Source organism: Corallococcus interemptor, assembly GCF_003668875.1.
Lineage (GTDB): Bacteria > Myxococcota > Myxococcia > Myxococcales > Myxococcaceae > Corallococcus > Corallococcus interemptor.
On record NZ_RAWM01000002.1, the window covers coordinates 101,632 to 123,688 of the forward strand.

General features: G+C 71.1%; 20 protein-coding genes and 2 tRNA genes. 14 read left to right on the forward strand and 8 right to left on the reverse strand.

Annotated elements, in window-relative coordinates; genetic code table 11:
- Positions 1-22 precede the first annotated feature (22 nt).
- Positions 23-229: a hypothetical protein gene (locus D7X96_RS01200; protein ID WP_121768767.1), complete on the reverse strand. Its 207-nt coding sequence runs from the start codon at positions 227-229 to the stop codon at positions 23-25.
- A gap of 194 nt (positions 230-423) precedes the next feature.
- On the opposite strand from D7X96_RS01200, the gene D7X96_RS01205 reads away from it, so the two are divergent.
- On the forward strand, positions 424-684 hold the full coding sequence (locus D7X96_RS01205) for a DUF2795 domain-containing protein (RefSeq protein WP_233609674.1): 261 nt from the start codon (positions 424-426) through the stop codon (positions 682-684).
- A gap of 135 nt (positions 685-819) precedes the next feature.
- Complete coding sequence (locus tag D7X96_RS01210) at positions 820-1,977, forward strand: sensor histidine kinase (protein WP_120546759.1); 1,158 nt, start codon at positions 820-822, stop codon at positions 1,975-1,977.
- On the opposite strand, the gene D7X96_RS01215 is transcribed toward D7X96_RS01210, so the two are convergent.
- Complete coding sequence (locus tag D7X96_RS01215; protein ID WP_244219407.1) at positions 1,955-2,527, reverse strand: hypothetical protein; 573 nt, start codon at positions 2,525-2,527, stop codon at positions 1,955-1,957. The genes D7X96_RS01210 and D7X96_RS01215 overlap by 23 nt on opposite strands.
- A 72-nt stretch (positions 2,528-2,599) precedes the next feature.
- Between D7X96_RS01215 and D7X96_RS01220 the strand changes: the two genes are divergently transcribed.
- Positions 2,600-3,568, forward strand: a complete 969-nt coding sequence (locus D7X96_RS01220) for a response regulator (RefSeq protein WP_199746891.1) — start codon at positions 2,600-2,602, stop codon at positions 3,566-3,568.
- Positions 3,569-3,680: 112 nt separating this feature from the next.
- On the opposite strand, the gene D7X96_RS01225 is transcribed toward D7X96_RS01220, so the two are convergent.
- The 4 genes from D7X96_RS01225 to gltX form a co-directional block, all read right to left on the reverse strand.
- Positions 3,681-3,752: transfer RNA gene (locus D7X96_RS01225), tRNA-Glu, on the reverse strand.
- An 81-nt stretch (positions 3,753-3,833) separates the two neighbouring features.
- Positions 3,834-3,904: transfer RNA gene (locus tag D7X96_RS01230), tRNA-Gln, on the reverse strand.
- 68 nt (positions 3,905-3,972) lie between these two features.
- Positions 3,973-4,383, reverse strand: a complete 411-nt coding sequence (locus D7X96_RS01235) for a hypothetical protein (protein WP_014398160.1) — start codon at positions 4,381-4,383, stop codon at positions 3,973-3,975.
- 46 nt (positions 4,384-4,429) lie between these two features.
- A complete protein-coding gene (gltX, locus tag D7X96_RS01240; RefSeq protein ID WP_121722646.1) occupies positions 4,430-5,881 on the reverse strand; it encodes a glutamate--tRNA ligase in 1,452 nt (483 codons plus the stop codon).
- Between the two features lie 88 nt (positions 5,882-5,969).
- Between gltX and D7X96_RS01245 the strand changes: the two genes are divergently transcribed.
- From D7X96_RS01245 to D7X96_RS01260, 4 genes are read left to right on the forward strand one after another with little or no spacing between them, the layout of a single operon-like run.
- On the forward strand, positions 5,970-6,551 hold the full coding sequence (locus D7X96_RS01245; protein WP_120546755.1) for a hypothetical protein: 582 nt from the start codon (positions 5,970-5,972) through the stop codon (positions 6,549-6,551).
- A complete protein-coding gene (locus D7X96_RS01250) occupies positions 6,551-7,456 on the forward strand; it encodes a myxosortase-dependent metalloprotease, MXAN_2677/MXAN_2678 family (RefSeq protein WP_121768769.1) in 906 nt (301 codons plus the stop codon). Before D7X96_RS01245 ends, D7X96_RS01250 begins: the two co-directional genes overlap by 1 nt.
- Positions 7,453-8,418, forward strand: coding sequence for a myxosortase-dependent metalloprotease, MXAN_2677/MXAN_2678 family (locus D7X96_RS01255; protein ID WP_120546753.1), 966 nt, complete (start codon positions 7,453-7,455; stop codon positions 8,416-8,418). Before D7X96_RS01250 ends, D7X96_RS01255 begins: the two co-directional genes overlap by 4 nt.
- A 9-nt stretch (positions 8,419-8,427) precedes the next feature.
- Positions 8,428-9,147 carry an HAD family hydrolase gene (locus tag D7X96_RS01260; protein WP_120546752.1) on the forward strand — a complete coding sequence of 240 codons (720 nt, stop codon included), beginning with the start codon at positions 8,428-8,430 and terminating at the stop codon, positions 9,145-9,147.
- A 16-nt stretch (positions 9,148-9,163) separates the two neighbouring features.
- Here D7X96_RS01260 and D7X96_RS01265 read toward each other — a convergent pair whose 3' ends face one another.
- Positions 9,164-11,227: a TonB family protein gene (locus D7X96_RS01265; protein WP_120546751.1), complete on the reverse strand. Its 2,064-nt coding sequence runs from the start codon at positions 11,225-11,227 to the stop codon at positions 9,164-9,166.
- Positions 11,228-11,474: 247 nt separating this feature from the next.
- Here D7X96_RS01265 and D7X96_RS01270 point away from each other — a divergent pair, with 247 nt between their 5' ends.
- From D7X96_RS01270 to D7X96_RS01295, 6 genes are read left to right on the forward strand one after another with little or no spacing between them, the layout of a single operon-like run.
- Positions 11,475-12,038: a chemotaxis protein CheW gene (locus D7X96_RS01270; RefSeq protein ID WP_120546750.1), complete on the forward strand. Its 564-nt coding sequence runs from the start codon at positions 11,475-11,477 to the stop codon at positions 12,036-12,038.
- Positions 12,035-13,498, forward strand: coding sequence for a CheR family methyltransferase (locus tag D7X96_RS01275; RefSeq protein WP_121768770.1), 1,464 nt, complete (start codon positions 12,035-12,037; stop codon positions 13,496-13,498). The genes D7X96_RS01270 and D7X96_RS01275 overlap by 4 nt, the downstream gene beginning before the upstream one ends.
- A 39-nt stretch (positions 13,499-13,537) precedes the next feature.
- Positions 13,538-15,145, forward strand: coding sequence for a methyl-accepting chemotaxis protein (locus D7X96_RS01280; RefSeq protein WP_120546748.1), 1,608 nt, complete (start codon positions 13,538-13,540; stop codon positions 15,143-15,145).
- A complete protein-coding gene (locus D7X96_RS01285) occupies positions 15,142-15,555 on the forward strand; it encodes a response regulator (protein WP_120546747.1) in 414 nt (137 codons plus the stop codon). The genes D7X96_RS01280 and D7X96_RS01285 overlap by 4 nt, the downstream gene beginning before the upstream one ends.
- A gap of 13 nt (positions 15,556-15,568) precedes the next feature.
- Positions 15,569-16,150 carry a chemotaxis protein CheW gene (locus tag D7X96_RS01290; RefSeq protein ID WP_120546746.1) on the forward strand — a complete coding sequence of 194 codons (582 nt, stop codon included), beginning with the start codon at positions 15,569-15,571 and terminating at the stop codon, positions 16,148-16,150.
- A 15-nt stretch (positions 16,151-16,165) separates the two neighbouring features.
- Positions 16,166-18,703, forward strand: a complete 2,538-nt coding sequence (locus D7X96_RS01295) for a hybrid sensor histidine kinase/response regulator (RefSeq protein WP_121768771.1) — start codon at positions 16,166-16,168, stop codon at positions 18,701-18,703.
- Between the two features lie 30 nt (positions 18,704-18,733).
- On the opposite strand, the gene D7X96_RS01300 is transcribed toward D7X96_RS01295, so the two are convergent.
- A complete protein-coding gene (locus D7X96_RS01300; protein ID WP_244219408.1) occupies positions 18,734-19,678 on the reverse strand; it encodes a histidine kinase dimerization/phospho-acceptor domain-containing protein in 945 nt (314 codons plus the stop codon).
- Positions 19,679-19,958: 280 nt separating this feature from the next.
- On the opposite strand from D7X96_RS01300, the gene D7X96_RS01305 reads away from it, so the two are divergent.
- The gene (locus tag D7X96_RS01305; RefSeq protein WP_208647251.1) at positions 19,959-22,034 is read left to right on the forward strand and encodes a heparinase II/III family protein; all 2,076 of its coding nucleotides are present in this window, start codon (positions 19,959-19,961) and stop codon (positions 22,032-22,034) included.
- Positions 22,035-22,057: the final 23 nt, after the last annotated feature.

Sequence of the window (22,057 nt, forward strand, 5' to 3'; positions counted from 1 at the left end):
GGGGGCGAAAGCCCGGCGAGGACTACTCCCGCGTCGGCTCTTCCGACTCGACGTCCTTCTCCAGCTTGCGCTGGGCTTCCGTCACGTCCGCCTGGTCCGCGCGCTTCGTGCCCGTCTCCAGGTCCTCCTCGTGCTCCGGGCTGCGGCCCTTGATGCCGGGCCACGGATCCGGGCGGGTGGCCTGCACGTGCTTCACGGGCTCCAAATCCTCGTTCTTCTTGTTCGCCATGGTGCGTCACTCCTCCCCGGAGCCGGGGTGTGGGTACGACTTCCGTGGCGGTACGGTGGGATGCCCACCTCCGCGCCGCCACCCGGTGGGATGGAGGCGCGGAGCGCTTGTCTGCCTGACTCCCTTCGGACGGCGAAAAAAGGTCAGCAGGCGGTGCGGTTCGCTGCTTAACTTCTCACTCAATGAACGACGACATGACTCGCGAGCGCCTGGGACTTGGACTGCGGGAGGTGGAGCCGTCTCCGGCCCCCCTGACTCCGGTGGTGTCCCTGGCGCACTCGCTGCAGCAGGCGCTGCTCGGCGCGCTGTACCCGCTCACCGCGGAGCAGCTGGTCTGGGTGGCGCGGGAGAACGAGGCGCCCTCGCACGTGGTGTCGCTGCTGGGCACGTTGCCCCGGGGCCGTTTCCCGTCGGTGGACAGGGTGGCCCTCGCGCTCGGCAACGCCTCCGTCTGAGGTGGAGTGTGGTTTGCGACGTTCGTTTGCGGCCTGGGTACAAGGTACCCCCAGGCGCGCGGTCGGACGTGCGCGTTATCTTCGGCGGGACCAGCCTGTCTTCCGGATGAGGAAGCCATGGTCTGGAGGAGCTCCATGAACGCCTCGGACCTGCCCGCCGTGCTGTACGTGGACGACGATGCCCTCAACCTGAGGGTGTTCGACGCCAACTTCGGGCAGCGGTTTCGCATCTTCCGGTGCTCGTCCCCCAACGAGGCCCTGGCGCTCCTGGAGCAGCGGCGCGCCGAGATTGGCGTGGTGCTGTCCGACCAGCGCATGCCGGGCATGACGGGCGTGGAGCTGCTGGAGCGCGCCCGCAGCATCGCGCCGGACGCGCGGCGCATGCTGGTGACGGCGTACGCGGACATGCAGGCCGTCATCGACGCGGTGAACCGCGGCCAGGTGACGCGCTACTTCGTCAAGCCGTGGGACCGCGCGGAGCTGCTGGCGGCGCTGGAGGACGCGCTCAAGATTGCCCGGCTGGAGCTGCGCATCCGCGAAGTGGAAGGCCGGATGATGAAGTCCGAGCGTCTGGCCACGCTGGGACAGGTGACGGCGGGCATCGCGCACGAGTTGATGGGCCCGGTGGGCTACCTCACGCAGAACGTGTCGTCGCTCCAGCGCGACATGGAGCGGGTGGTGCAGTACGTGTCGCGGCACCTGCTGACGGATCCGGACGCGGAGGTGTCCTCCACCATCGAGGACCTGCCGTCGCTCATCAAGGATTTGTCCGAGGGCGCCACCCACCTGCGCGGCGTGGCCCTGGGCCTGCGCGCGCAGGCGCGCGGCGAGGACATGGAGGCGACGGCGGAGGTGGCGGAGGTCGTCTCCTTCGCGGTGAAGCTGGCGCGCGCGGAGGTGCGGGACAGGGCGCGGCTGACCAGCAGCGGCGAGCCCATCCGCATCGTCTTCGGGCCGGTGAAGCTGTGCCAGGTGCTGCTCAACCTCATCGTCAACGCGGCGCAGGCCATGGAGGGCACGGGCCGGCCGGGCCGCATCGACGTGCGGTGGGCCGCGCGTGACGAAGACGTGGTGCTGACCGTGTCCGACAACGGCTGCGGCATCCCCCTGGCGCTCCAGGAGAAGGTGTTCCAGCCGCTGTTCACCACGAAGCCCGTGGGCATCGGCACGGGGCTGGGCCTGTCCATCTGCCGCGAGCTGGTGATGCAGTTCGGCGGTCAGCTGCGCCTGTCGTCCACGCCGGGCGAGGGCACCGAAATCGAGCTCACCTTCAAGCGAGCCCCGCTCCCTTGAGCCCGAAGGCGTTGTGCAGGAGCCGCCACACCCGGTAGAGGGTGTCGCTCTCCTGCGGCCGCACGTTCCGCACCAGCAGTGCGCGCCGGGGCGCCGCCTCCGGGCCGTATTCCACTACAAGTGCGTATCCGCCCTTCGGCGGCTGGATGATGTGCACCGCGCGCACGTCGTCGAAGGGGAAGGTCTCCGTGCGCGCCGCGCCCGGGGCCCACGCGAGCGTCTCCAGGCGCAGCGACTCCGTCTTGAAGTGCAGCACGAACCTGCGCCGCCGCAGCCGCGCCTCCGTCACCAGCGCGGCCCCCACCAGGGCCCCCGCCAAGAGGAGCAGCAGGCCAGCGCCGCCCGGCGTCCGGCCCTTGTCCAGGACGAGCAGCAGCAGTCCTGCCCCGGTGCACCCGGCGGCCAGGGCCACGAAGAGCGTGGGCAACAGCCGCAGCGTCCAGGCCGGCGGCAGGGATTCCCCCACCAGCCGGCCCCCGTCGTAGAAAAGCCGCACGTCGCCCAGCCGCGGCGGCACCCGGTTCTCCCGGAGCGCGTCTTCGAAGCTCACCCGGCGAGCATAGTGGGCGCGCCTGATTCCCACCCTCGAAGTTGAACGTGAGCTGTGCGATCCTCCCAATTCATGGATCTCCCGTTCGAGACCGGTGAAGGTGAAGGGGAAGGGCGGGGGACGCTCGCCTCGAAGGTGCTGCTGGTGGATGACGAGCCGGTGGTGCTCGACATCTGCGTGCGCCTTCTGGGGCGGGAGGCGGACCTCATCGTCTCTCCCGTGGGCAGCGCGGAGGAGGCGCTCGTCCTCTTGAAGGACCAGCGCTTCGACGTGCTGGTGACGGACAAGAACCTGCCCGGCATGGGCGGGGTGGAGCTGATCGCCGAAGCGCGGCGGATGCAGCCCGCGCTGGAGGCGGTGATGATTACCGCCTACGCCAGCTCCGAGTCCGTCATCGCCGCTTTCGCCGCCGGCGCCAGCGACTACATCGTGAAGCCCTTTGACGACCTGCGGGTGCTGCGCGCGAAGGTGCGCGCCGCGCTGGAGCGCCGCTCGGAGCGGGTGCGCACGCGGGACGGCGCCCGGGAGATGGCCCGGCAGGCCGCGGCGCTGCTGGACGCTGGCCGGGACGCCCCGGAGCCCGCGCATGAGGCGCTGGAGACGGAGCTGCGCAACTACGAGCAGGCGGTGCGCATGGGCCCCGGCGGCAGCGTCGCGGTGGTGGGCAGCGCCGAGGCCGTGAAGGTGCTGCGCGACGCGGCCTTCGAGGTGGTGGAGCTGCCGCCGTACTCGCCCCAGCTGGAGACCGTGGACGTGGTGGTGGTGGAGACCGGGGACCCGCAGTGGCACACGCTGGCGGAGCGGCTTCAGGGCCGCTCTCCGGACGTGGTGCTCCTGGCCGGCGCGGACGCCGACCTGAGCGACCTGCTGGAGGCCATCACCCTGCGCATGGACCTGGTGGGCTACGGCCAGTCCAACGCCGCCCGCATCCTGCCGGAGAAGGTGCGCATGCTGCTGATGCGCCGGGGCATCCAGCGCGCCCAGCAGCGGCTCACCTCCGCCCTGGACGCCTTCCGCCAGAGCATCGCCGCCACGAACTGAAAGAGAAACGCCCGGGCCGGGAAGCCACCGGCCCGCGGCGCACGGGAGCCAGAGCGTCGTAGCCCGCAAAGCGAAACGCCCACCTTCGTTTCCGAAGGTGGGCGTCTCTGAGTGACCCTGCCGGGATTCGAACCCGAGTTTGAGCCGTGAGAGGGCTCCGTCCTAACCACTAGACGACAGGGCCGGCTTGCTTCCCTACAACCACTTCGTTTCTGCTGCTGCTTCCTACATTCTCCGTTTTGCTTCGTCAACCGGAGATTTTCAGCTGGGGAACTAGGATTCGAACCTAGATAAGCAGAGTCAGAGTCTGCTGTCCTGCCGTTAGACGATTCCCCAAGGCGCTGCGTGCTGCTCGCTGCGGTGTTGCGGGCGCTTCTACTACCGGCTTCTGCTGCTGACTTCAACTACTTCGTTTTCCTGACCGGCTTGCCTTCGTTCTTCTTCGCCGGCTTCGCCGCCCCCTGCAGCGGGACGACATAGATGCGAACCTCTTCGTTCGCTTCGTAAATATTCAGCCCCTCGAAGTTCTTCCCGGAGGGGTTGGAGATGTGCACGGCCTTGACGCCCGGCTGGTTGACGATCGACCGCCTCGGGTAGCTCGAGGTCGGGTAGACGTTCTTGTAGTAGTCGAGCGTCGCTTCGAAGTCTCGCGAAGCCCGGTACCTGTTCTCGCCCACCTTCTGGGCACCATCCGGAATCTGGGCGCCGTTCACCAGCTCGGCGCCAGAGGCCGTTGCCCAGAGGGCCAGCAGCACCGCCCCGAGCGGGCGCGCCTTATAGAAATGCGGTCTCAGGCTGTCAAGCGGTCGCGTCATCGCCGGCCAAGATAGGGCCCGGCGATGTCCGCGTCCACCGCCAATCTCACGTCCCGCGAGCGAGCGCCGCGTCGATGCGCTTGAGGGCCTCCTCGCGGCCCACGAGCAGCAGCGTCTCCCCGATGCCGGGGCTGGTGGTGTTGCCGGTGATGGCCACGCGGATGGGCTGGGCCACCTTGCCCATGCCCACCTGGGCGGCCTCGCTCACCGTCTTCACCACGCCATCCAACGGTTCCACCGTCCACGAGGGCAGGGCGGCCAGCTGCTCACGCGCCTGGCGCAGGAGGTTCAGCGAGTCCCCGCCCAGGTGCTTGGCGGCGGCCTTCTCATCCAGGGTGACGCCGCTCTTGAAGTAGATGGACGCGGTGTTCGCCATCTCGTCCAGGGTGCGCGATCGCTCGCGCAGGGCCATCACCAGCGGCTCCAGGCGGGAATCGCCCTTCGCCTGGAAGCCGCGGGCCTCCAGGAAGGGGACCAGGCGCTCCGCGACCACGGCCGGGGGCAGCAGCTTGAACCACTGCTGGTTGAGCCACTGGAGCTTCTCCGGGTTCCACACGCCGGAGGTGCTGCCCACGCCGTCGAAGTCGAACCACTCCACCATCTGCTCGCGGGAGATGACCTCGTCGTTGCCGTGGCTCCAGCCCAGACGGATGACGAAGTTGAGCAGGGCCTCCGGCATGATGCCCGTGCGCTTGTGCAGCATCACGTCCGCTTCCGGATGCTTGCGCTTGGAGAGCTTCTCGCGGTCCGGCCCCAGGATGAGCGGCAGGTGCGCGAAGGCCGGCGGCGTCCACCCCAGCGCCTGGTAGAGCATCAGCTGCGGGAAGGTGGAGTTGACGTGCTCCTGGCCGCGCGCCACCAGGTCGATCTCCATCAGGTGGTCGTCGATGACGCAGCCGTAGTTGTAGAGGGGGATGCCGTCCGCGCGCATCATCACCCAGTCATCCAGGTCCGAGTACGCCTTGGTGATGGTGCCCAGCACCTTGTCGTCGAACGACACGGTGCCCTCACCGGAGGGCATGCGGAAGCGGATGACGGCGTCCTGCAACGTCTTGCCCGCGGGCGGCGCCTTCAGGTCGTGGCAGGTGCCCTCGTACTTGTAGGAGCCCTGGCCCTTCACCTTCTCCACGGCCTCGCGGCGCTGGGCGATCTCCTCGCGGGTGCAGTAGCACCGGAAGGCCTTGCCCTGCGCGATGAGCTGGTCCGCGTGCGCGCGGTACGTGTCCAGGCGCTGGGTCTGGAAATAGGGACCGTACTTCGGGTCCTCCTTGCCGGGGCCCTCGTCCCACTCCAGTCCCAGCCAGTTCAAACCATCCGTGATGGCCTGGACGGACTCCGGCGTGGAGCGCTCCTGGTCCGTATCTTCCATGCGCAGGACGAAGGTGCCGCCGTAGCGCTTCGCGTAGAGGTAGTTGAAGAGCGCCGTCCGGGCGCCTCCGATGTGGAGGTATCCAGTAGGTGACGGAGCGAAACGGACGCGGGGTTTTGACGGAGCCATGAGCAGGCGCGCGATAGCAGGACGGATGCACGAGGGTCAACGCAAGCCGCCCGCTTGGGGTTAGGCTGCGCGGCCAAGGAGACTTTCCATGTCGATTCGACACGCGGTTCGCATGGTGGTGCTGGCCACCCTGCTCGGAGGGCTGCCGGTGGGGGCCACCACGATGTTGAGGGCGGACCTGCCGCGGATGGCGCAGACGTCCGACACGGTGGTGCAGGGCGTCGTCCGGCGCGTCCAGAGCCGCTGGAGCGGGGACAACCGCCGCATCGTGACCGACGTGGAGATCCAGGTGACGGAGGCCCTCAAGGGGCAGCCCGGCGGCACGGTGGTCGTCACCCAGCCGGGAGGCCGGGTGGGGGACATTGGCCAGGTGGTGAGCGGGCTGGCGTCCTTCTCCGAGGGTGAGGAGGTCGTCGTCTTCCTGGAGAAGCGCGGCGCGGCCGCGTTCCAGCTGTCCGGCATGGCGCAGGGCAAGTACCAGGTGCAGCGCACGGGGCCGGGCGCCATGGCGGTGCCGGCGTCCACCGGGGACGCGGTGCTGATTGATCCGAAGACGCGCCAGGAGACGGTCTCCAACGCGAAGCCGGTGACGCTGGAGCAGCTGAAGGCCGCCGTGCGCGCCGCGGTCCAGGCGCAGCAGGCGGCGCCCGCGAAGAAGGGGGCGAAGTGATGGGCGCGCTCGCGTCGTGGGTGGTGCTGGCGGCGGTGATGGGACAGAGCTCCGCGCCCTACGTGCGCAGCCGCGTGTCCCCCGGGGACGAGTCCACGCAGTGCCTGTACTGGACCCAGTCCAAGGTCAACTGGCAGCAGAGCACCGTGGGCAACCCGAAGGCGACGAACCACACGGAGTTCGACGCCATCACCCGCTCGTTCAAGAGCTGGCAGGACATCTTCGCCTCCTGCGGCAACCTGTCGCTGGTGGAGGGCGCGCGGGTGAACAACCGGACGGTGGGCTACAGCCGCGAGGGCGGCAACATCAACCTCATCCTCTTCCGGGGCCGCGCCTGCCGCGAGGCCGTGGACCCCAGCGACGCCTGCTTCGCCCAGGACACGTGCGCGAACACCTACGACTGCTGGGATGACAGCGACGGCACCATCGCCATCACGCTCACCACGTACGACGAGCGCACGGGCGTCGTCTACGACTCGGACATCTCCTTCAACGCCGCGCGCTTCAACTTCACCACCGGCAGCGGCGGACCGTGCGGCATCGTGGCGACGCCGGACTGCGTGGACACGGACGTGCAGAACACGGCCACCCACGAGGTGGGCCACTTCGTCGGCCTGGACCACACGCTGGCGACGAACTCCACGATGAACCCCAGCGCGCCTCCGGGGGAGACGTCCAAGCGCAACATCGACTCCGGCTCGCGCAGCTTCGTGTGCGTCGCGTACCCCAAGGGCAGCGCCAGCCAGCCCTGCTTCCCGGTGCCCGGTGGAAACGGCAATGGGAACGGGGACGGTGAAGAGGGGAGCGACGGCGACGGCTGCACCGCGGCCGCGGGGGGCCTGGCGGTGCTGCCGCTGCTGGCCGCCGCGTCGCTGCTGGCGCGCCGCCGCCGGGGTGTGAAGTGAGCCGCCGCCTGCTACTCCTGGGAGTGCTGCTGTGCGCGGGAGCGGCGGGCGCGCAGCAGGACTACAAGCGCACGCTCGTGGCGGGCCGGCCGCTGTGTCTGGTGTGGCCGGGGCGTGACTACGTCTACCACCTGCACGCGGCCGGCAGCACGCGCACGCCCGGGGACACGGAGTTCGCCGCCATCGAGGCGGCCTTCGACTCGTGGCGGGCGCTGTCCGCGTCGTGCAGCGACTTCCGCTTCATCCGGGGCGAGGATTGGACGCGCCCCGTGGTGGTTGGCTACGACCGGGAGCACCCCTTCGACAACTACAACGCCGTCACCTTCCGCGAGCGCAACTGCCAGGACGTCGCCCCGCCGGACGACGAGTGCTGGGAGAAGGCGACGTGCGGCAACGTCTACCAGTGCTGGGCGCACGGGGGCGCCACCATCGGGCTGACCACGTCCTCGTTCAGCTTCAAGGACGGGACGGTGGTGGACTCGGACATCGAGCTCAACGCCGCGGAGACGGAGTACGGCCCCAGCTTCCTCTTCACCACCGTGAACGGCCCGCCGTGCGTGGACGCTCCGTCCACCAGCTGCGTCGCCACGGACGTGCAGAACACGATGACGCATGAGATTGGCCACGTCGTCGGGTTGGACCATGTCTTCTCCGCGGGCTCCACCATGGAGAACACCGCCGCGCAGGGAGAGACCTCCAAGCGCGTCATCGACGCGGGCTCCGCGGCCGGCTTCTGCTCGGCCTATCCGCGCGGCCTGCCGCCCACGCAGTGCCGCATCCCGGAGGACCCGGGCCTCAAGCTGGTGGCGGACGGGAAGGGCACCGGCTGCGGCGCGTCCCCGGGAGGGCCCGCCCTGGCCGCCGTGCTGCTCTGGGGCGCGGCGCTCTTGCGCGGGAGCAGGCGGTCAGCGGCCCTGCTGGCCCGCCTCCCTGGCGCTGCCCGGCGCGGGGCCCGCGGTTAGATTCCCACCGTGGCCGTCGCCTTCTTCGACCTGGACAGGACGCTGCTCGCCGCCAACTCCGCGTCGCTCTGGGTGCGCCGCGAACTGGCGCTGGGGCACATCTCCCGCTGGGAGGCATTGCGCGCGAGCCTCCTGCTCGCCCGGTACCACCTGGGCTTCGTGGCCATGCAGGACGTGCTCCTGCGCGCCACGGCGCTGCTCCACGGCTCCGACGCGAAGGCCCTGGAGGCGCGCTCCGCGGACTTCTACGCGGAGGCCGTGCGCGGGCAGTACCGGCCCGGGGCCCTTCTGGCGCTGGAGGCCCACCGCGCGGCCGGAGACCGCCTGGTGCTGCTGACGTCGTCCTCGGGCTACCTGTCCGACCTGGTGGCGCGCGAGCTGCGCCTGGACGGCGTGCTGTGCAACCGCTTCGAGGTGGACGCGGCGGGGCTGCACACCGGACGTCCCCTGGGCGCCGTGTGCTTCGGCGAGGGCAAGCGGCTCTACGCGGAGGCCACCGCGAAGGAGGCGGGAGTGCCGCTGTCCGCATGCGCCTTCTACACGGACTCGTACTCGGACCTGCCGGTGCTGGAGGTGGTGGGGCGCCCGGTGGTGGTGAACCCGGACCACCGGCTGCGCCGCGAGGCCCGGCGGCGGGGCTGGCCGGTGGTGGACTGGGGCGTGCCTTCCGGAGGCGCCACCCCGTCCGTCCCACCGTCGCCGCCGCTCGTGCCCTCCACCGGCCCCTGAGCCGGGGCCCGGCGGTTCAGCGGCGCGGCGACACGAGCCGCATGGTGAACGTGTAGTCCACGTTCACCGGACGGCCCTGGTACTGGATGGGCTTGTAGACGCGGGACATGAGCGAGTCGAGCACCGCCTTGTCCATGTGCTGCACCATCTTCAGGACGCGGCAGTTCTCCACGCGGCCCTTGGTGGTGATGGTGCAGCGCACCGCCACGAGCCCCTCCGCCTTGGTGGCGAGCGCCTCGCGCGTGTAGGCGATGTCGCGGCCCTCCTCCACCAGCATCGGGCGCTCCATGGCGTCGTTGAAGGGGATGACGGCGTTCGGGTTGACGGGCGCGAGCGCGCCGGTCGTCAGCGACGGCACCGCGAGGCTGCCCGCCGCGCTGACGGGCGCCGCGACGGACGCACCCAGCGCGCCGGGCGCCTTGTCCGTCGTCGTGGCGGGGACGACCGCGGCGGTGGCGGCCGGAGTGGCCTGCATCATCACCGGCGCCGCCAGCCCGCCCGGCGTCACGGGGGCCACGTTCTCGAAGTCCTCGGGGGTGGAGGCGGTGGCCAGGTCCACGCGGCTCGGGCGCTCACCGCCGCCCCGGCGCTTGGTCAGCTTCTGGGACAGCACCACCTCACCGGAGCCGCCGGTGATGATGGTCTCCGTCTGGTAGCCCTCCAGCGCGAAGGTCAGCTCCGCGGTGATGCTGCCCTCGCTGCCCAGGGGCAGCTCCATCACGAAGGGCGTGACGCCCTTCTCCTTGCCCTTGTAGTAGACGCGCGCGCCGGACGGCTGGCTCATCAGCCGGAAGCGCACCTTGCCGGGCGCGGGCGCCGCCGTGGGGGCCTCCGCCGCCGGGGCCTGCGCCGTGGGGGCCTGCGCCTGGGCCGCCGGCTGCGCCGGCTTCTCCTCGGAGCTGCCGCCGCGCAGGAAGAACGCCGTGATGCCCACCAGGCCCGCGACCATCACGCCACCCAGCGCGCCCATCATGAGCGTGCGCTGGCGGGCGCGCTGCACGTCCGCGGGCACCTCCACGCTGATGTCCACCGCGAGCCCGCCGTCCGCGGGCTCCGCGTTGCCCACGTTGGCGAACAGCGCGGACGCGTAGGGGCCCGTCGTCGGCGGAGAGGGGTAGGGGCCCGTCGTGGACGCGCCCCCCAGCCGGCGGAACACTCCGCTGTTGCCGCCCGCGGCCATGTGCGCCTCGCGCAGGCCCTCGAGCAGTTCGTCCATCGTCTGGAAGCGCCGCGCGGGGTCCTTCTCCAGACAGCGGCGGACCACCATCTCGATTTCCGGGGGCACCGCCAGGTCCGGACGCACGGACTGGAACGTGGGAGGCGGTTCCTTGTAGTGGGCGAAGATGAGCTCGATGTGGTCGCGCGCGATGAAGGGCGGCCGGCCCATCAGCATCTGGAACAGCATGATGCCCAGCGAGTACACGTCGCTGCGAGCGTCCGCCACGTTGCGCGCCTGCTCCGGCGCCATGTACTGCGGCGAGCCCAGGAACGTGCCGTTCTGGGTGATTTCGGGGCTGACCGGCCCCTCCTGCTGCGGCGCCACGGACTTCACGAGGCCGAAGTCCAGGACCTTCACCAGGTCCTGATCCGCCTCGTTGAGGATCATGATGTTCGCGGGCTTCAGGTCGCGGTGGACGACGCCCAGCGCGTGCGCCTCGCGCAGCGAGCGGCACACCTGCTGCGCCACCGACACCGCGCGCGCCCAGGGCAGCGGCCCTGCCTGGCCGAGCACCTGCTGGAGCGTGCGACCCTCCAGGTACTCCATCGCGATGTAGAAGATGCCGTCGTCCGTCTGCCCGTAGTCGATGACGGTGACGGTATTCGGGTGCCGCAGCTTCGACGTCAGCGACGCCTCGCGCAGGAAGCGCTTCTGGAAGCCGGGGTCGCGGCTGCTCGGGAAGTTGGGGTTGAGCACTTTGAGTGCGACCACCCGCTCCAGCGGTGCTTGGAGGGCGCGGTACACCTTGCCCATTCCACCCACGCCCAGGGGTTCCAGAATGCTGAAGCGGCCGTTCAACGTCCGGCCGATGAGCGGATCCGTTCCCGGGGCCTCAGGGCTCGGGGAATCGCTCTTGATCATTCGTGTCCCCTAGAAGCTGCGTGCAACATGGTTTCTCCGGCAAAAGCAGCGGATCCGTATCCAAGCACAACTCGCCGGTGTGGCGCACGCCAAGGGGGTCCGGAATCCACCACGTCGGGGCAAGAGCGACCCCGGTCGCAGGGGGGGATGTGAGTCGCGACCTTCGGGCAAGCCCGCATTGCTTTAGGCAGGGCTCCCGGTTTACGGTTTTTCTTCCTGCCCGCCATTTGGCGGGCCGAGTCATCCGATGGCCGAAACCCCCAAAGTCCCCGTTCCTCCGCAGGTGCGCCGGATCTCCGTGCAACAGCGCCTGAGCGCGCTGGAGGCGGAGCAGAACCAGCTGCGCCAGGAGCTCGTCACCTTGCAGGGAGAGGTCCGCCTGCCGGGCCTCTACCTGACCGTGGAGGCAGGCAACACGACCGCGCTCGTGCCCGCGAAGCAGGTGCAGGAGGTGGTGCGGCTGGTGGCGCTGGAGCCGCTGCCCGGCGCGCCCGCGCATGTGCCCGGATCCTTCGTGTACCGCGGCAGCCCGGCGGTGGTGGTGGACGTGGCGCGGATGATGGGCGTCAAGCGCACGCCGGATCTGGACTCGCTGCTGGTGGTGGTGGACGCGGGCCGCCTGGTGGCGCTGCTGGTGGACCGGGTGAAGGACCTGGTGGAGGCGCCGGTGCTGGTGGACGGCACGCAGGGCGGCGAGGAGAAGCTGCCCTGGGACGGCACCGGGCTGATGGCCGGGCTGTGCCGCACGCCGGAAGGGCTGCGCCCGCTCCTGCGCACCAGCGCGCTCTTGAACGGCACGGAGGGCCTGTGAGCGACGGGCTTCTCGACGACGCAACGCTGGCGAAGGTCGAGGAGGTGCTCCAGAGCGCCTGCGGCCTGACGCTCGCGAGCAGCCTGCGTCGCTCGCTGGAGCCCGCGCTGTCCCGCGCGGCGCTCGCGCGCCACATGTCCGAGGCCGCCTTCCTGCGCCAGCTGCTCATCCGCGAGCCGACGGCCGTGGAGGCGTTCATCGAGCACGCCGTCATCGGCGAGACCTACTTCTTCCGCCACCCGGAGCACCTGCGCTCGCTGGCGTCGCGGGCCCGGCAGCACCAGGGCGGCCCCTTCCAGGTCTGGAGCGCGGGCTGCGCGAGCGGCGAGGAGCCCTACAGCATCGCCATGGCGCTGATGGCCGCGGGGCTGGGCAACGGCGGGCGCTTCCGCGTGCTGGCCACGGACGTGTCCGGCCGGGCGCTGCTGCGCGCGAAGGCGGCGGTGTACAGCCCCTGGTCGCTGCGGCGCATCGAGCCGGACCTGGAGAAGCGCTTCCTCGTGCCGCAGCCAGGTGCGCCGGGACAGGACGGGCAGCACGCGGTGGCCCCGGAGGTCGTGCGCACGGTGGACTTCCGCCGCCACAACCTGGCCACGGACGCGGTGCCGTCCATGGGCTTCCACGCCATCTTCTGCCGCAACGTCCTCATCTACTTCACGCCGGAGCTGGTGCGCGCGGTGCTGAGCCGGCTGGTGAGCGCGCTCGCGCCGGGCGGGCTGCTCTTCGTGTCGCCCGCGGAGGTGCCGCTCACCAACGGCATGGGCCTGGAGACGCTGGACGTGGAGGGCACCCCCGTCCTGCGCCTGCCCCTGGAGCCGTCGTGGGCCCTGGTGGAGAGCGCGTCCGCCGCCGCGCTCCGCCGGGAGACGCCGGTGCCGGGCAGCCTGCGGCTGGAGCCTCGCGCCGTGACGCCGGTGCCGGGCAGCCTGCGCGTGGAGCCCCGCCGTCCGCCGTCCGGCTCCATGCCGGCCTTCACGCCCCGGATGTCCCGGCCGGCTCCGGCCCCGGAGGCCCCTCGAGCCCCGGCTCCCACGCCCGCCGCGCGCGCGGCCCAGGACGCGGGCCTGTTGACGCGGGCGCTGGAGGCGGCGCACGCGGGCCACTTCGAGGAGGCGGAGGCGCTGGCGCGCGAGGCGGCGCGGGCGCTGTCCCCGGAGGCCTACCTGCTCCTGGCGATGGTGGCCGAATCGCGGAACGATCTGGACGCGGCGGTGGAGGCGGTGCGCAAGGCGTTGTACCTGGAGCCGCAGCTGGCGCTGGGACATGCGACGCTGGTGGCGCTCTACAGCCGCCTGGACCGGCGCGAGGACGCGGAGCGCGCGCGGCAGAACGCGCTCCGTGCGTTGGATGGATTGGATGACGAGCACCCGCTGCGAGGCGTGGAGATGATGACTGCGGGAGGCTTGCGGCAGGCGCTGGCCCCCCGCTCTTCGCAGATGGGCTGGCAGGGCGCGCGCTGAAATGCTGGAGCGCGCCGGTACACGTGAGGTGGGGACAACGTGGAAGCGAAAGGTTTGAAGGTGGCGTCGCCTGAAGGGTCGGCTTCGACCAGGCTCAGCCTGCGGACGAAGATCCTCGGGGGCACGGGCATCTTCGGCATCGTGCTGGTCGGCATCCTGACCGTCGCGTTCTGGATGCAGATGAGCGACAGCCTGCTGGATGAGCTCACCAAGCGCGCGCGCGCGGTGAGCATTGGCATGGCGTTCGCCGTGGCCCCGTCCGCGGCGTCGAGCGACGCGGCCATGCTCCAGGCGGGCACCGACGCCGCCCTCAAGAGCGTGGCGGACCTCGCGTACATCGTGATCCGCGACGCCAGCGGCAAGGTGCTGGCGCGCTCCGCGAGTGAGCACTTCACCACCGCCGCCGCCGTGGAGCCCGCGGACGGCGATGGGGTGGTGGACCGCCTGTTGACGGTGGGCACGCTGCCCGTGGTGGAGACGACGGCGCCCATCGTCTTCGGCACGCCGGGTGGAACGCTCAAGCGCGTGGGCACCGTGCAGCTGGCGCTGGACCGCGAGGCGCTGGCGGACTCGCTGTCCTCCAGCACCTGGCGCACGGCGGGCCTGGGCATCCTGGTGCTGGTGCTGGGCCTCTTGGCGGCGGCCGGCATGGCCAGCCTCTTCATCGTGCCGCTGGAGCGGCTGGCCCGCGCGGCGGTGGGCATCGCGGCGGGGGACCTGCGCCAGCAGATCGACACCACCGGCACGGACGAGATTGGCGAACTGGCGAGCAGCTTCGCCACCATGGCGGACGCGCTGGTGCACCTGCTGCACGACCTGCGCGGCGCGGCCACGGACCTGGAGCACGAGGCCGCGGGTGTGCTGGCCACGTCCACCCAGCAGTCCGCGATGGCGCACCAGCAGGCGTCCGCCATCAACGAGACGAGCACCACGGTGGCGGAGATCGCCCAGACCTCCAAGCAGGCCACGTCCTACGCGGACGCGGTCATCGCGCAGACGCAGAAGTCGGAGTCGCTCAGCACGCAGGGACAGAAGGTCGTCACCGAGAGCGTGGAGGGCATGGAGAAGCTGGGCGAGCAGGTGAAGGCCATTGCCCTGGCCATCACCGACCTGAACGAGCGCACGCTGCAGATCAGCGACATCATCGGTCAGGTGAAGGACGTGGCGGAGCAGTCCAACCTGCTGGCCCTCAACGCCTCCATCGAGGCGGCGAAGGCGGGCGAGCACGGACGCGGCTTCGCCGTGGTGGCCACGGAGATGCGCACGCTGGCGGAGCAGTCCCGCATGGCGGCGGACCAGGTGCGCGTGCTCCTGGGTGAGGTGCAGAAGGGCACCCGCGTGGCCGTGACGACGACGGACGAGGGCAGCCGGCGGGCGCAGGCGGCCATGGAGATGGCGCGCGCCGCGGGCTCCACCATCCTGGGACTTTCGGAGGTCATCCGCGAGTCTTCGGGGGCGGCGCGGCAGATTGCCGGCAACACGCGGCAGCAGACCATTGGCGTGGAGCAGATCGCCACGGCGATGGGCGAGCTGACGTCCGCCATGAGTGATTCAGTGGAGGGCACGCGGCGCATCGAGCAGGTGGCCGGCAACCTCTCCATCTTGTCGAAGCGCTTCTCTGAACTTGTAGGCAGGTACCAGCTATGAACAGCAACGTGACGGGTGGGGCACGCAAGGCGGCGAAGGTGCTCATCGTGGAGGACACGAAGACCATCACCAACCTCCTGCAGGTCTACCTGATGGGGTGGGGGCTGGACTTCATGGACGCGCCCAACGGCGCGGTGGGACTGAAGCGGGCGCGTGAGCAGAAGCCGGACCTCATCATCTCCGACGTGCAGATGCCGGAGATGGACGGCTTCGCGCTGTGCGCGGCCATCCGGGGCGACCCGAAGCTGCACGACACGCCCTTCATGCTGCTCACGTCGCTGAAGGACGACGCGAGCCGGCAGAAGGGCAAGCTCGTGGGCGCGAGCGCGTTCCTCAACAAGCCGGTGTCCGTGGACGACCTGCGCTCCAAGGTGCGGGACATCCTCAAGCTGCCGGCCACGAAGTACTGAGCTCCGTCCGTCCATGGCCAACGAAGAACGCAAGTTCCAACCCATCGACTTCGACGAGCTGAAGGCCTCGCTCGACGCGGCCCAGATGCTGCTTGAAGGCGCCACCGTGGTGAGCGCCCACAAGCGGCGCGAGGTGCTGCACCAGCGCGCGGTGGCGCTGGCGAACTCGCGCCATGAGACGCGCCAGGAGGTCGTCACGGTGCTCGCCTTCCACGTGGGCGGCGAGCGCTACGCGGTGAAGATCGACGCGGTGGACCACGTGCTGGAGTCGCGCGGGATGTGCTCGCTGCCGGGGGCGCCGCGCCACGTGCTGGGGGCGCTGCTGTCGCGCTCGCGCATCGTGCCGGTGCTGGACCTGCGGCAGCTGTTGGGGCTGGAGGGCGGGGGCATGTCCGACCTGAGCAAGGTCGTGGTGGTGGAAGTGGAGGACGAGGCGTTCGGGCTGGCGGCGGAGGTCGTGGACGGACGGCTGGAGTTGCCGCGCGCGGAGCTGTCCCAGCCGCCGCCGGGCCCGTTCCTGCACCTGACACCGGACCGGCTCACGGTGCTGGACCTCACACAGCTGGGCAACCCGGCGGCCGCACGGCGCGGCTAGAGGGGACTGGGTTTCATGGATCCGCAGTTGCTGCGCAGCATCTGGCCGGTGTTCGCCGCGGAGACGCGCGAGCAGATTCAGGCCATCGGGTCGAAGGTGCTGGGGCTGGAGCAGCCCGCCAGCGCCCGCGACGCGGACCTGCTGCCGTCGCTCAAGCGCGTGGTGCACAGCCTCAAGGGCTCCGCGGCGAGCCTGGGGCTGGACGACATCGAACGCATCGTCCACGCCATCGAGGACGGGCTGTCCCACGTCGACGTGGACCAGCCCATCTCCCGCGGCGCCGTGGAGGCGATGCTCCGGGGCCTGTCCGCCATCGAGAACGCCATCAACCGGGGTGACGCGGGCGAACAGCCCGTGGTGGACGGCGTGGCCTCGCTGCTCAAGGCCCTGGGCCACGAGGAGCCGGCCGCCTCCGGGGCCGACGACGCCGCGGGCTCCGGCCCGCTGGGCGAGGACGGGCTCAAGGCGCTGACGGCGCTGGAGGAGGCGCTGAGCACGCTGGTGTCCCCCAAGGTGGAGGACCGGGCGGGCGCGGTGCGCGCGGCGGTGGACCAGGCGCACGCCCTGCGCCAGGCCGCGGAGGCCGTCAACGCGGAGGCGGTGGCCGCGCTGGCGGAGGCCGCGGCGCTGGGCTTCACGCGCATGGAGGAGGGCGGCGACGCGGCGGGGCAGGCGGCGTCGGAGGTGGCGGGCGCGCTGGTGGACCTGCGCTCGGCGCTGAGCGTGGCGGAGGACGCGGGAGCGGCCCATGAGCCCGCGCCCGTGAAGCCCGTGCCGGCCGCTCCCACCGCGAAGCCCGCGGCCCGCGCGGTGGCGGCTCCGGAGGGCCGCGCCGGCTCGGTGGACCGCGCGGTGCGCGTGTCGGTGAAGACGCTGGATTCGCTGGCGCTCCAGGTGGAGCACCTGGTGTCGGGGCGGGCGCAGCAGGGGCGGCGGACGGAGGGCTTCCGCTCGCTGACGGATCAGGCGCACGAGGTGCTGCTGCACCTGGAGCGCGCCGCGTCCCAGCTGGCCATGTCCGGCGGAGGCTCCGCGCTGGAGCCGCTGCGCACGGGCGTGGGCCTGATGCGCATGATGCAGAAGCGCCTCCTGGAGCAGGCCAAGGAGTCGCACCGCGACGGCGAGCAGCAGGCGCTGGTGGCGCAGGTCATCCGCGACGACCTGCGCGACCTGCGCATGGTGCCGGCCTCGCAGGTGCTGGAGCCGCTGCGGCGCACGGTGCGCGAGACGGCGTCCCGGCTGGGCAAGGAGGTGGCGCTGGAGCTGGGCGGCACCGACGTGCGGCTCGACCGGCGCATCGTGGACGCGCTGAAGGATCCGCTGGTGCACCTGGTGCGCAACGCCATCGACCACGGGCTGGAGATGCCCGCGGTGCGCAGGGCGGCGGGCAAGCAGGAGACGGGCCGGCTGGTGGTTCGGGTGGAGGCGCGGGGCACGCGCATTGGCGTCATCGTGGAGGATGACGGCGCGGGCCTGGACCCGGTGCGCGTGCGCGCGACGGCGGTGCGCCGGGGCCTGATGAACCAGGAGGCGGCGGACAAGCTGTCGGACGCGCAGGCCGCGCGGCTCATCTTCCAGCCGGGCTTCTCCACGCGCGACGAGGTGACGTCCACGTCAGGCCGTGGCGTGGGCCTGGACGTGGTGCTGGCCACCGCGCAGCGGCTGCAGGGCAGCGTGGACGTGGAGTACACCCCGGGCAGGGGCACGCGCTTCATCGTGGACCTGCCGCTGACGCTGGCCGCGGCGCTGGGCCTGCTGGTGCGCACCGGCACCACCATCACCGCCATCCCCTCCGACACCGTGAAGCGCGTGCTGCGGCTGGACGCGGACGACGTGGGCACGGTGGCCGGGCGCGTGGTGGCGCGGCTGGACGGCGAGCAGCTGACGTTCCTGTCGCTGTCGGAGGCCATCGGGCTGCCGCGCATGCCGCTGGCGCTGGAGTCGGGCCGGCGGCAGACGGCGGTGCTGCTGTCCCTGGGTGAGGAGCGCGTGCTGTACGCCATCGACGAGGTGGTGGGGCAGCAGGAGCTGGTGGTGCGCTCGCTGGGCAAGCACCTGCGGGACGTCACGCACCTGGCGGGCGCGGCGGTGCTGGACGACGGCCGCGTGGTGCCGGTGCTCAACGCGCCGGAGCTGTTGCGCGCGGCCAAGCCGGACACGCGCGCGGCCTCGGGTGAATCCAAGCTGCCGCGCATCCTGGTCTGCGACGACTCGCTCACCACGCGCTTCGCGATGAAGTCCCTGCTGGAGATCGCCGGCTACCCGGTGGTGACGGCGTCCGACGGCGAGGAGGCGTGGCAGGTGCTGGAGCGCGTGCACTGCCACCTGGTGGTCAGCGACTGGCAGATGCCCCGGCTGGACGGCGTGGGCCTGGCCCGGCGCATCAAGGGCCACCCCATGTTCCGGCGCACGCCCATCATCCTGGTCACGTCGCTGGACAGCAACGAGGACCGCGCGGCCGGCCTGGAGGCGGGCGCGGACGGCTACCTCGTCAAGCGCGAGGTGGAGCGCGGCAAGCTCCTGGAGCTCGTGCGTCAGCTGCTGCCGGGCTGAAGAAGCAGCGCCGGCTGGAGATGCCCGTCCCTACCGGTGGGCAGGGACGGGGAAGGCGTCATCCCCTGGCACCACCAGGGTGACCTCCAGCCGGGGCTCCACGGCCACGGCCAGCGTGCCTCCCAGGCGCCTCGCGAGCTGCCGGAGCACGGCCTCCGTGCGCGCCGTCAGGGCCGCGCCAGGGCACGCCCGGACGCGCAGCAGCCAGTGGGAGGCCTCCGGGGCCGGCCCCAGGTGGACGTCCACGGCCACGGCGCCCACGGTGCCCTTCGCCAGGGTGCGCGCCAAAAGCTCCCAGTCCGCCCGGGCGCCGCGCACCGGCACGGTCCGCTCGGCGGGCAGTGACAGGGTGGGGGCGGCGCGGCCCTGCCTGGGCGCGAAGGCGTGCGTCAGCACCGGGCGCAGGTCGTCCAGGCCCGGCGCGGGCGGCGACAGGCGCCGGTCGATGAGCTCCTTCTGATCCGCGGCGACCTTGGCGATCCGCTCCAGGTAGCGCTGCGCCTGCGCGCCCAGCGGTCCCCCGGTGCCCTTGATCATCATGTCCACGTAGCCCTTGATGACCATCAGGGGCGTGCGCAGGTCGTGCGCCGCGCGGGAGCGCCGCTTGTCCTGCATGGCGACGGTGCGCTCCAGGCGCAGCTTTTCTTCCAGCAGCCGGGCCTGCCGGGCGCCCTGGGCCACCTCGCGCGCATGCGCGGCGAGCAGCGCCGGAGCGAACGCGCTGAAGCGCGCCACCACGCTGCGCTGCGACGTCGTCAGCGGCGCGGGCCATACCTCCAAGATAGAGGGCCGCTTCGTGCCTTCCGCGCGACGGGCGGGGACGTTCCCCACCTTCATCACGCACACGCGTCCTTCATAGAGGGCCGCGCCGGTCGCTCCGGTCAGCCGCAAGGACGCCTTCAGGAGAGCCTCCAGGCCCGCGCGCGTTCCTCCGCGCAGCGCCTGCTCGGCCACCGCCGTCAGCGTCGTTTCCATCCTGGCATCGAGGTCGTCCTCGATGCGCCGCCCCATCCAAGCCCCAGCCCGCACGCGCCAAGGAATGGCCATGCCCGTCAAGAGGCGCAACGGCTCCACCAGGGAGCACTTCCGTTCCGCACCCGGCAGCAATCCTTTACCCACGTGGATCAGGCCGGGCGGACATTTTTACCGAAGTCCGGGCAGGGGGCTCACGCCAAACCCTTGCTCTTGCTGGGAAAAGGTTTTGGCCAGCCGCTTGCTATCACCTGCCCACGTCAGGCTGGGCGGGAAGGGGCGGATGGGTACTCTCGATTACTACGCGACGATGGCTCGGATGGCGCCTGGGGCGCTCGCGAAGAGCGCGGTCCGCCGGGTCCAGAAGGTCGCGCGGCAGGCGCTGTACCGCCGCCGCGAGCAGGTGGACGAGGCGCAGCTGCTGGAGTCCTTCGGCGCCACCCGAGCCGAGGACCTGGTGACGCTCGCGCTGGATCAGCGCACCTCGAGGGCCTGGTGTGAGGTGTCGCAGCGCAAGTCCGCTCGCGCCGCCATCCAGAGTGTTCCGGGCGCGAAGGCACGTACTGTCCTTCGCGCCGAACGAGCGCTGCGTCAGGAGTGGGACGTCTTCGGCACGCCGGTCTCCTTCGGTGAAGGCAAGCCGGTGGACTGGTCCCTGGATCCGGTGAGCGGCCGGCGCTTTCCCATGGATCCCGTGGAGCGCATGCCGCTGCACGTGACGGGCATGGATCCGAAGTACCCGTGGGTGATGGGCCGCCTGGACAGCGTGGTGGCCCTGGCCCAGGGCGCGTGGGTGGCGGACAGGAAGGCCGAGCGCTCGCGCTTCGCCACCGCGTTCGTCCACCAGACGCTGGACTTCCTGCAGGCCAACCCCGTGGGCATGGGCGTCCACTGGACGTGCCCCATGGAGATTTCCTTGCGCGCGGCGAACCTCGCGCAGGCGCTGGCGATGTTCGCGGACGCGCCGGAGGTGCGCCGTCCGGAGTTCCTGGTGCCCGTGCTGGGCGCGCTCGCGGAGCACTGCGCGTGGGTGGAGGCCCACCTGGAGGACACCAGCGCGGTGCCCAACAACCACCTGGTCTCCAACTACGTGGGGCTGGCGGTGGTGGGGCTGCTCTTCCCGGAGCTGCCCGGCGCGCCCCGTCAGGTGGCGCTCGCGGCCAACGGCCTGCGCACGCAGATGGACGCGCAGGTCCACCCCGAGGGCACGTCCTTCGAGGGCTCCATTCCCTACCACCGTCTGTCGGTGGAGCTGTTCACGCTGGCCTTCCTCGTCGCTCGCGGCGCGGGCGTGTCGCTGGGGCCCGCGTATGAAGCGCGTCTGCGATTGATGTTCGTCGCGGCCCGCGCGTGGTCCTCCGAGTCCGGCCTGGCGCCGCAGATTGGCGACAACGACAGCGGCCGCGTGTTCCCGTTCCAGGACCGCGAGGATGGCGATCACAGCTACCTGGCCGGGCTGGGCGCGGCGCTCTTCAGCGACGCGGGCCTGGGCGGCGGCGTGTTCCCGGACGAGGCGGCGTGGCTCCTGGGCGACGCGGGCTTCGTGCGCTTCCACGCGCTGCCCGCGGCTTCCGCGCCCACGTCGGTCAGCTTCGCGGAAGGTGGATTTCACATCTTGCGCGGCGAAGGGGTCGTGCTCACCGTCTCGGCCGGAAAACAGGGGCAGCGGGGCGTCGGAGGACACAGCCACAACGACAAGCTTTCCTTCGAGCTTCACCTCGCCGGCCGCCCCGTCATCGTCGATTCAGGCACGGGTTCGTACACGCGGGATCCGGCCCTGCGCAACGCGATGCGGAGCACCGCGGCGCACAACACGCTTCAGGTGGATGGGGCGGAGCAGGCCCCGTTGGATCCGGCGCGGCTGTTCGCGCTGCCGGAGGATGCCCGGGCTCGCGTCGTGGCCTTCCAGCCCGGCTCGAAGCATGACCGGTTGGTGGTGCGCCACGACGGCTACCGCCACCTGCCGGCCCCGGTAGGGATTGAGAGGACTTTCTTCCTCGACCGGCACGTGCGCGCGCTGGCCGTGGGGGACCGGCTCGTCGGAACGGGCCGTCATGAGGTGGTCGGACGTTTGCACCTGCCGGATGCGCAGGCGCGGTGGTGCCAGCCCGCGGCGGAAGTGTTGGCGCGGGCGGGGCGCGTGAAGGAGGGCCCGGAGGCCTTCGATGCACGCGCCCTGGAGATTGGTCCGGCGGATGCCCCCGCGGGTTGGGTGCTCTTCGGGCAGGGGTTGGAGACCCTGCTCGTGCCGTCCCACTACTCGCCTGGATATGGGCGCGTGGTGCCGGCGGTGTCGGTGGAGTTCCGGAGGCAGCTGACGCCTCCGGCATGGTTGGGGTGGGTGTTCGTCTTCAGGTGATTGGTGTGGGTCGGGACGTGTGA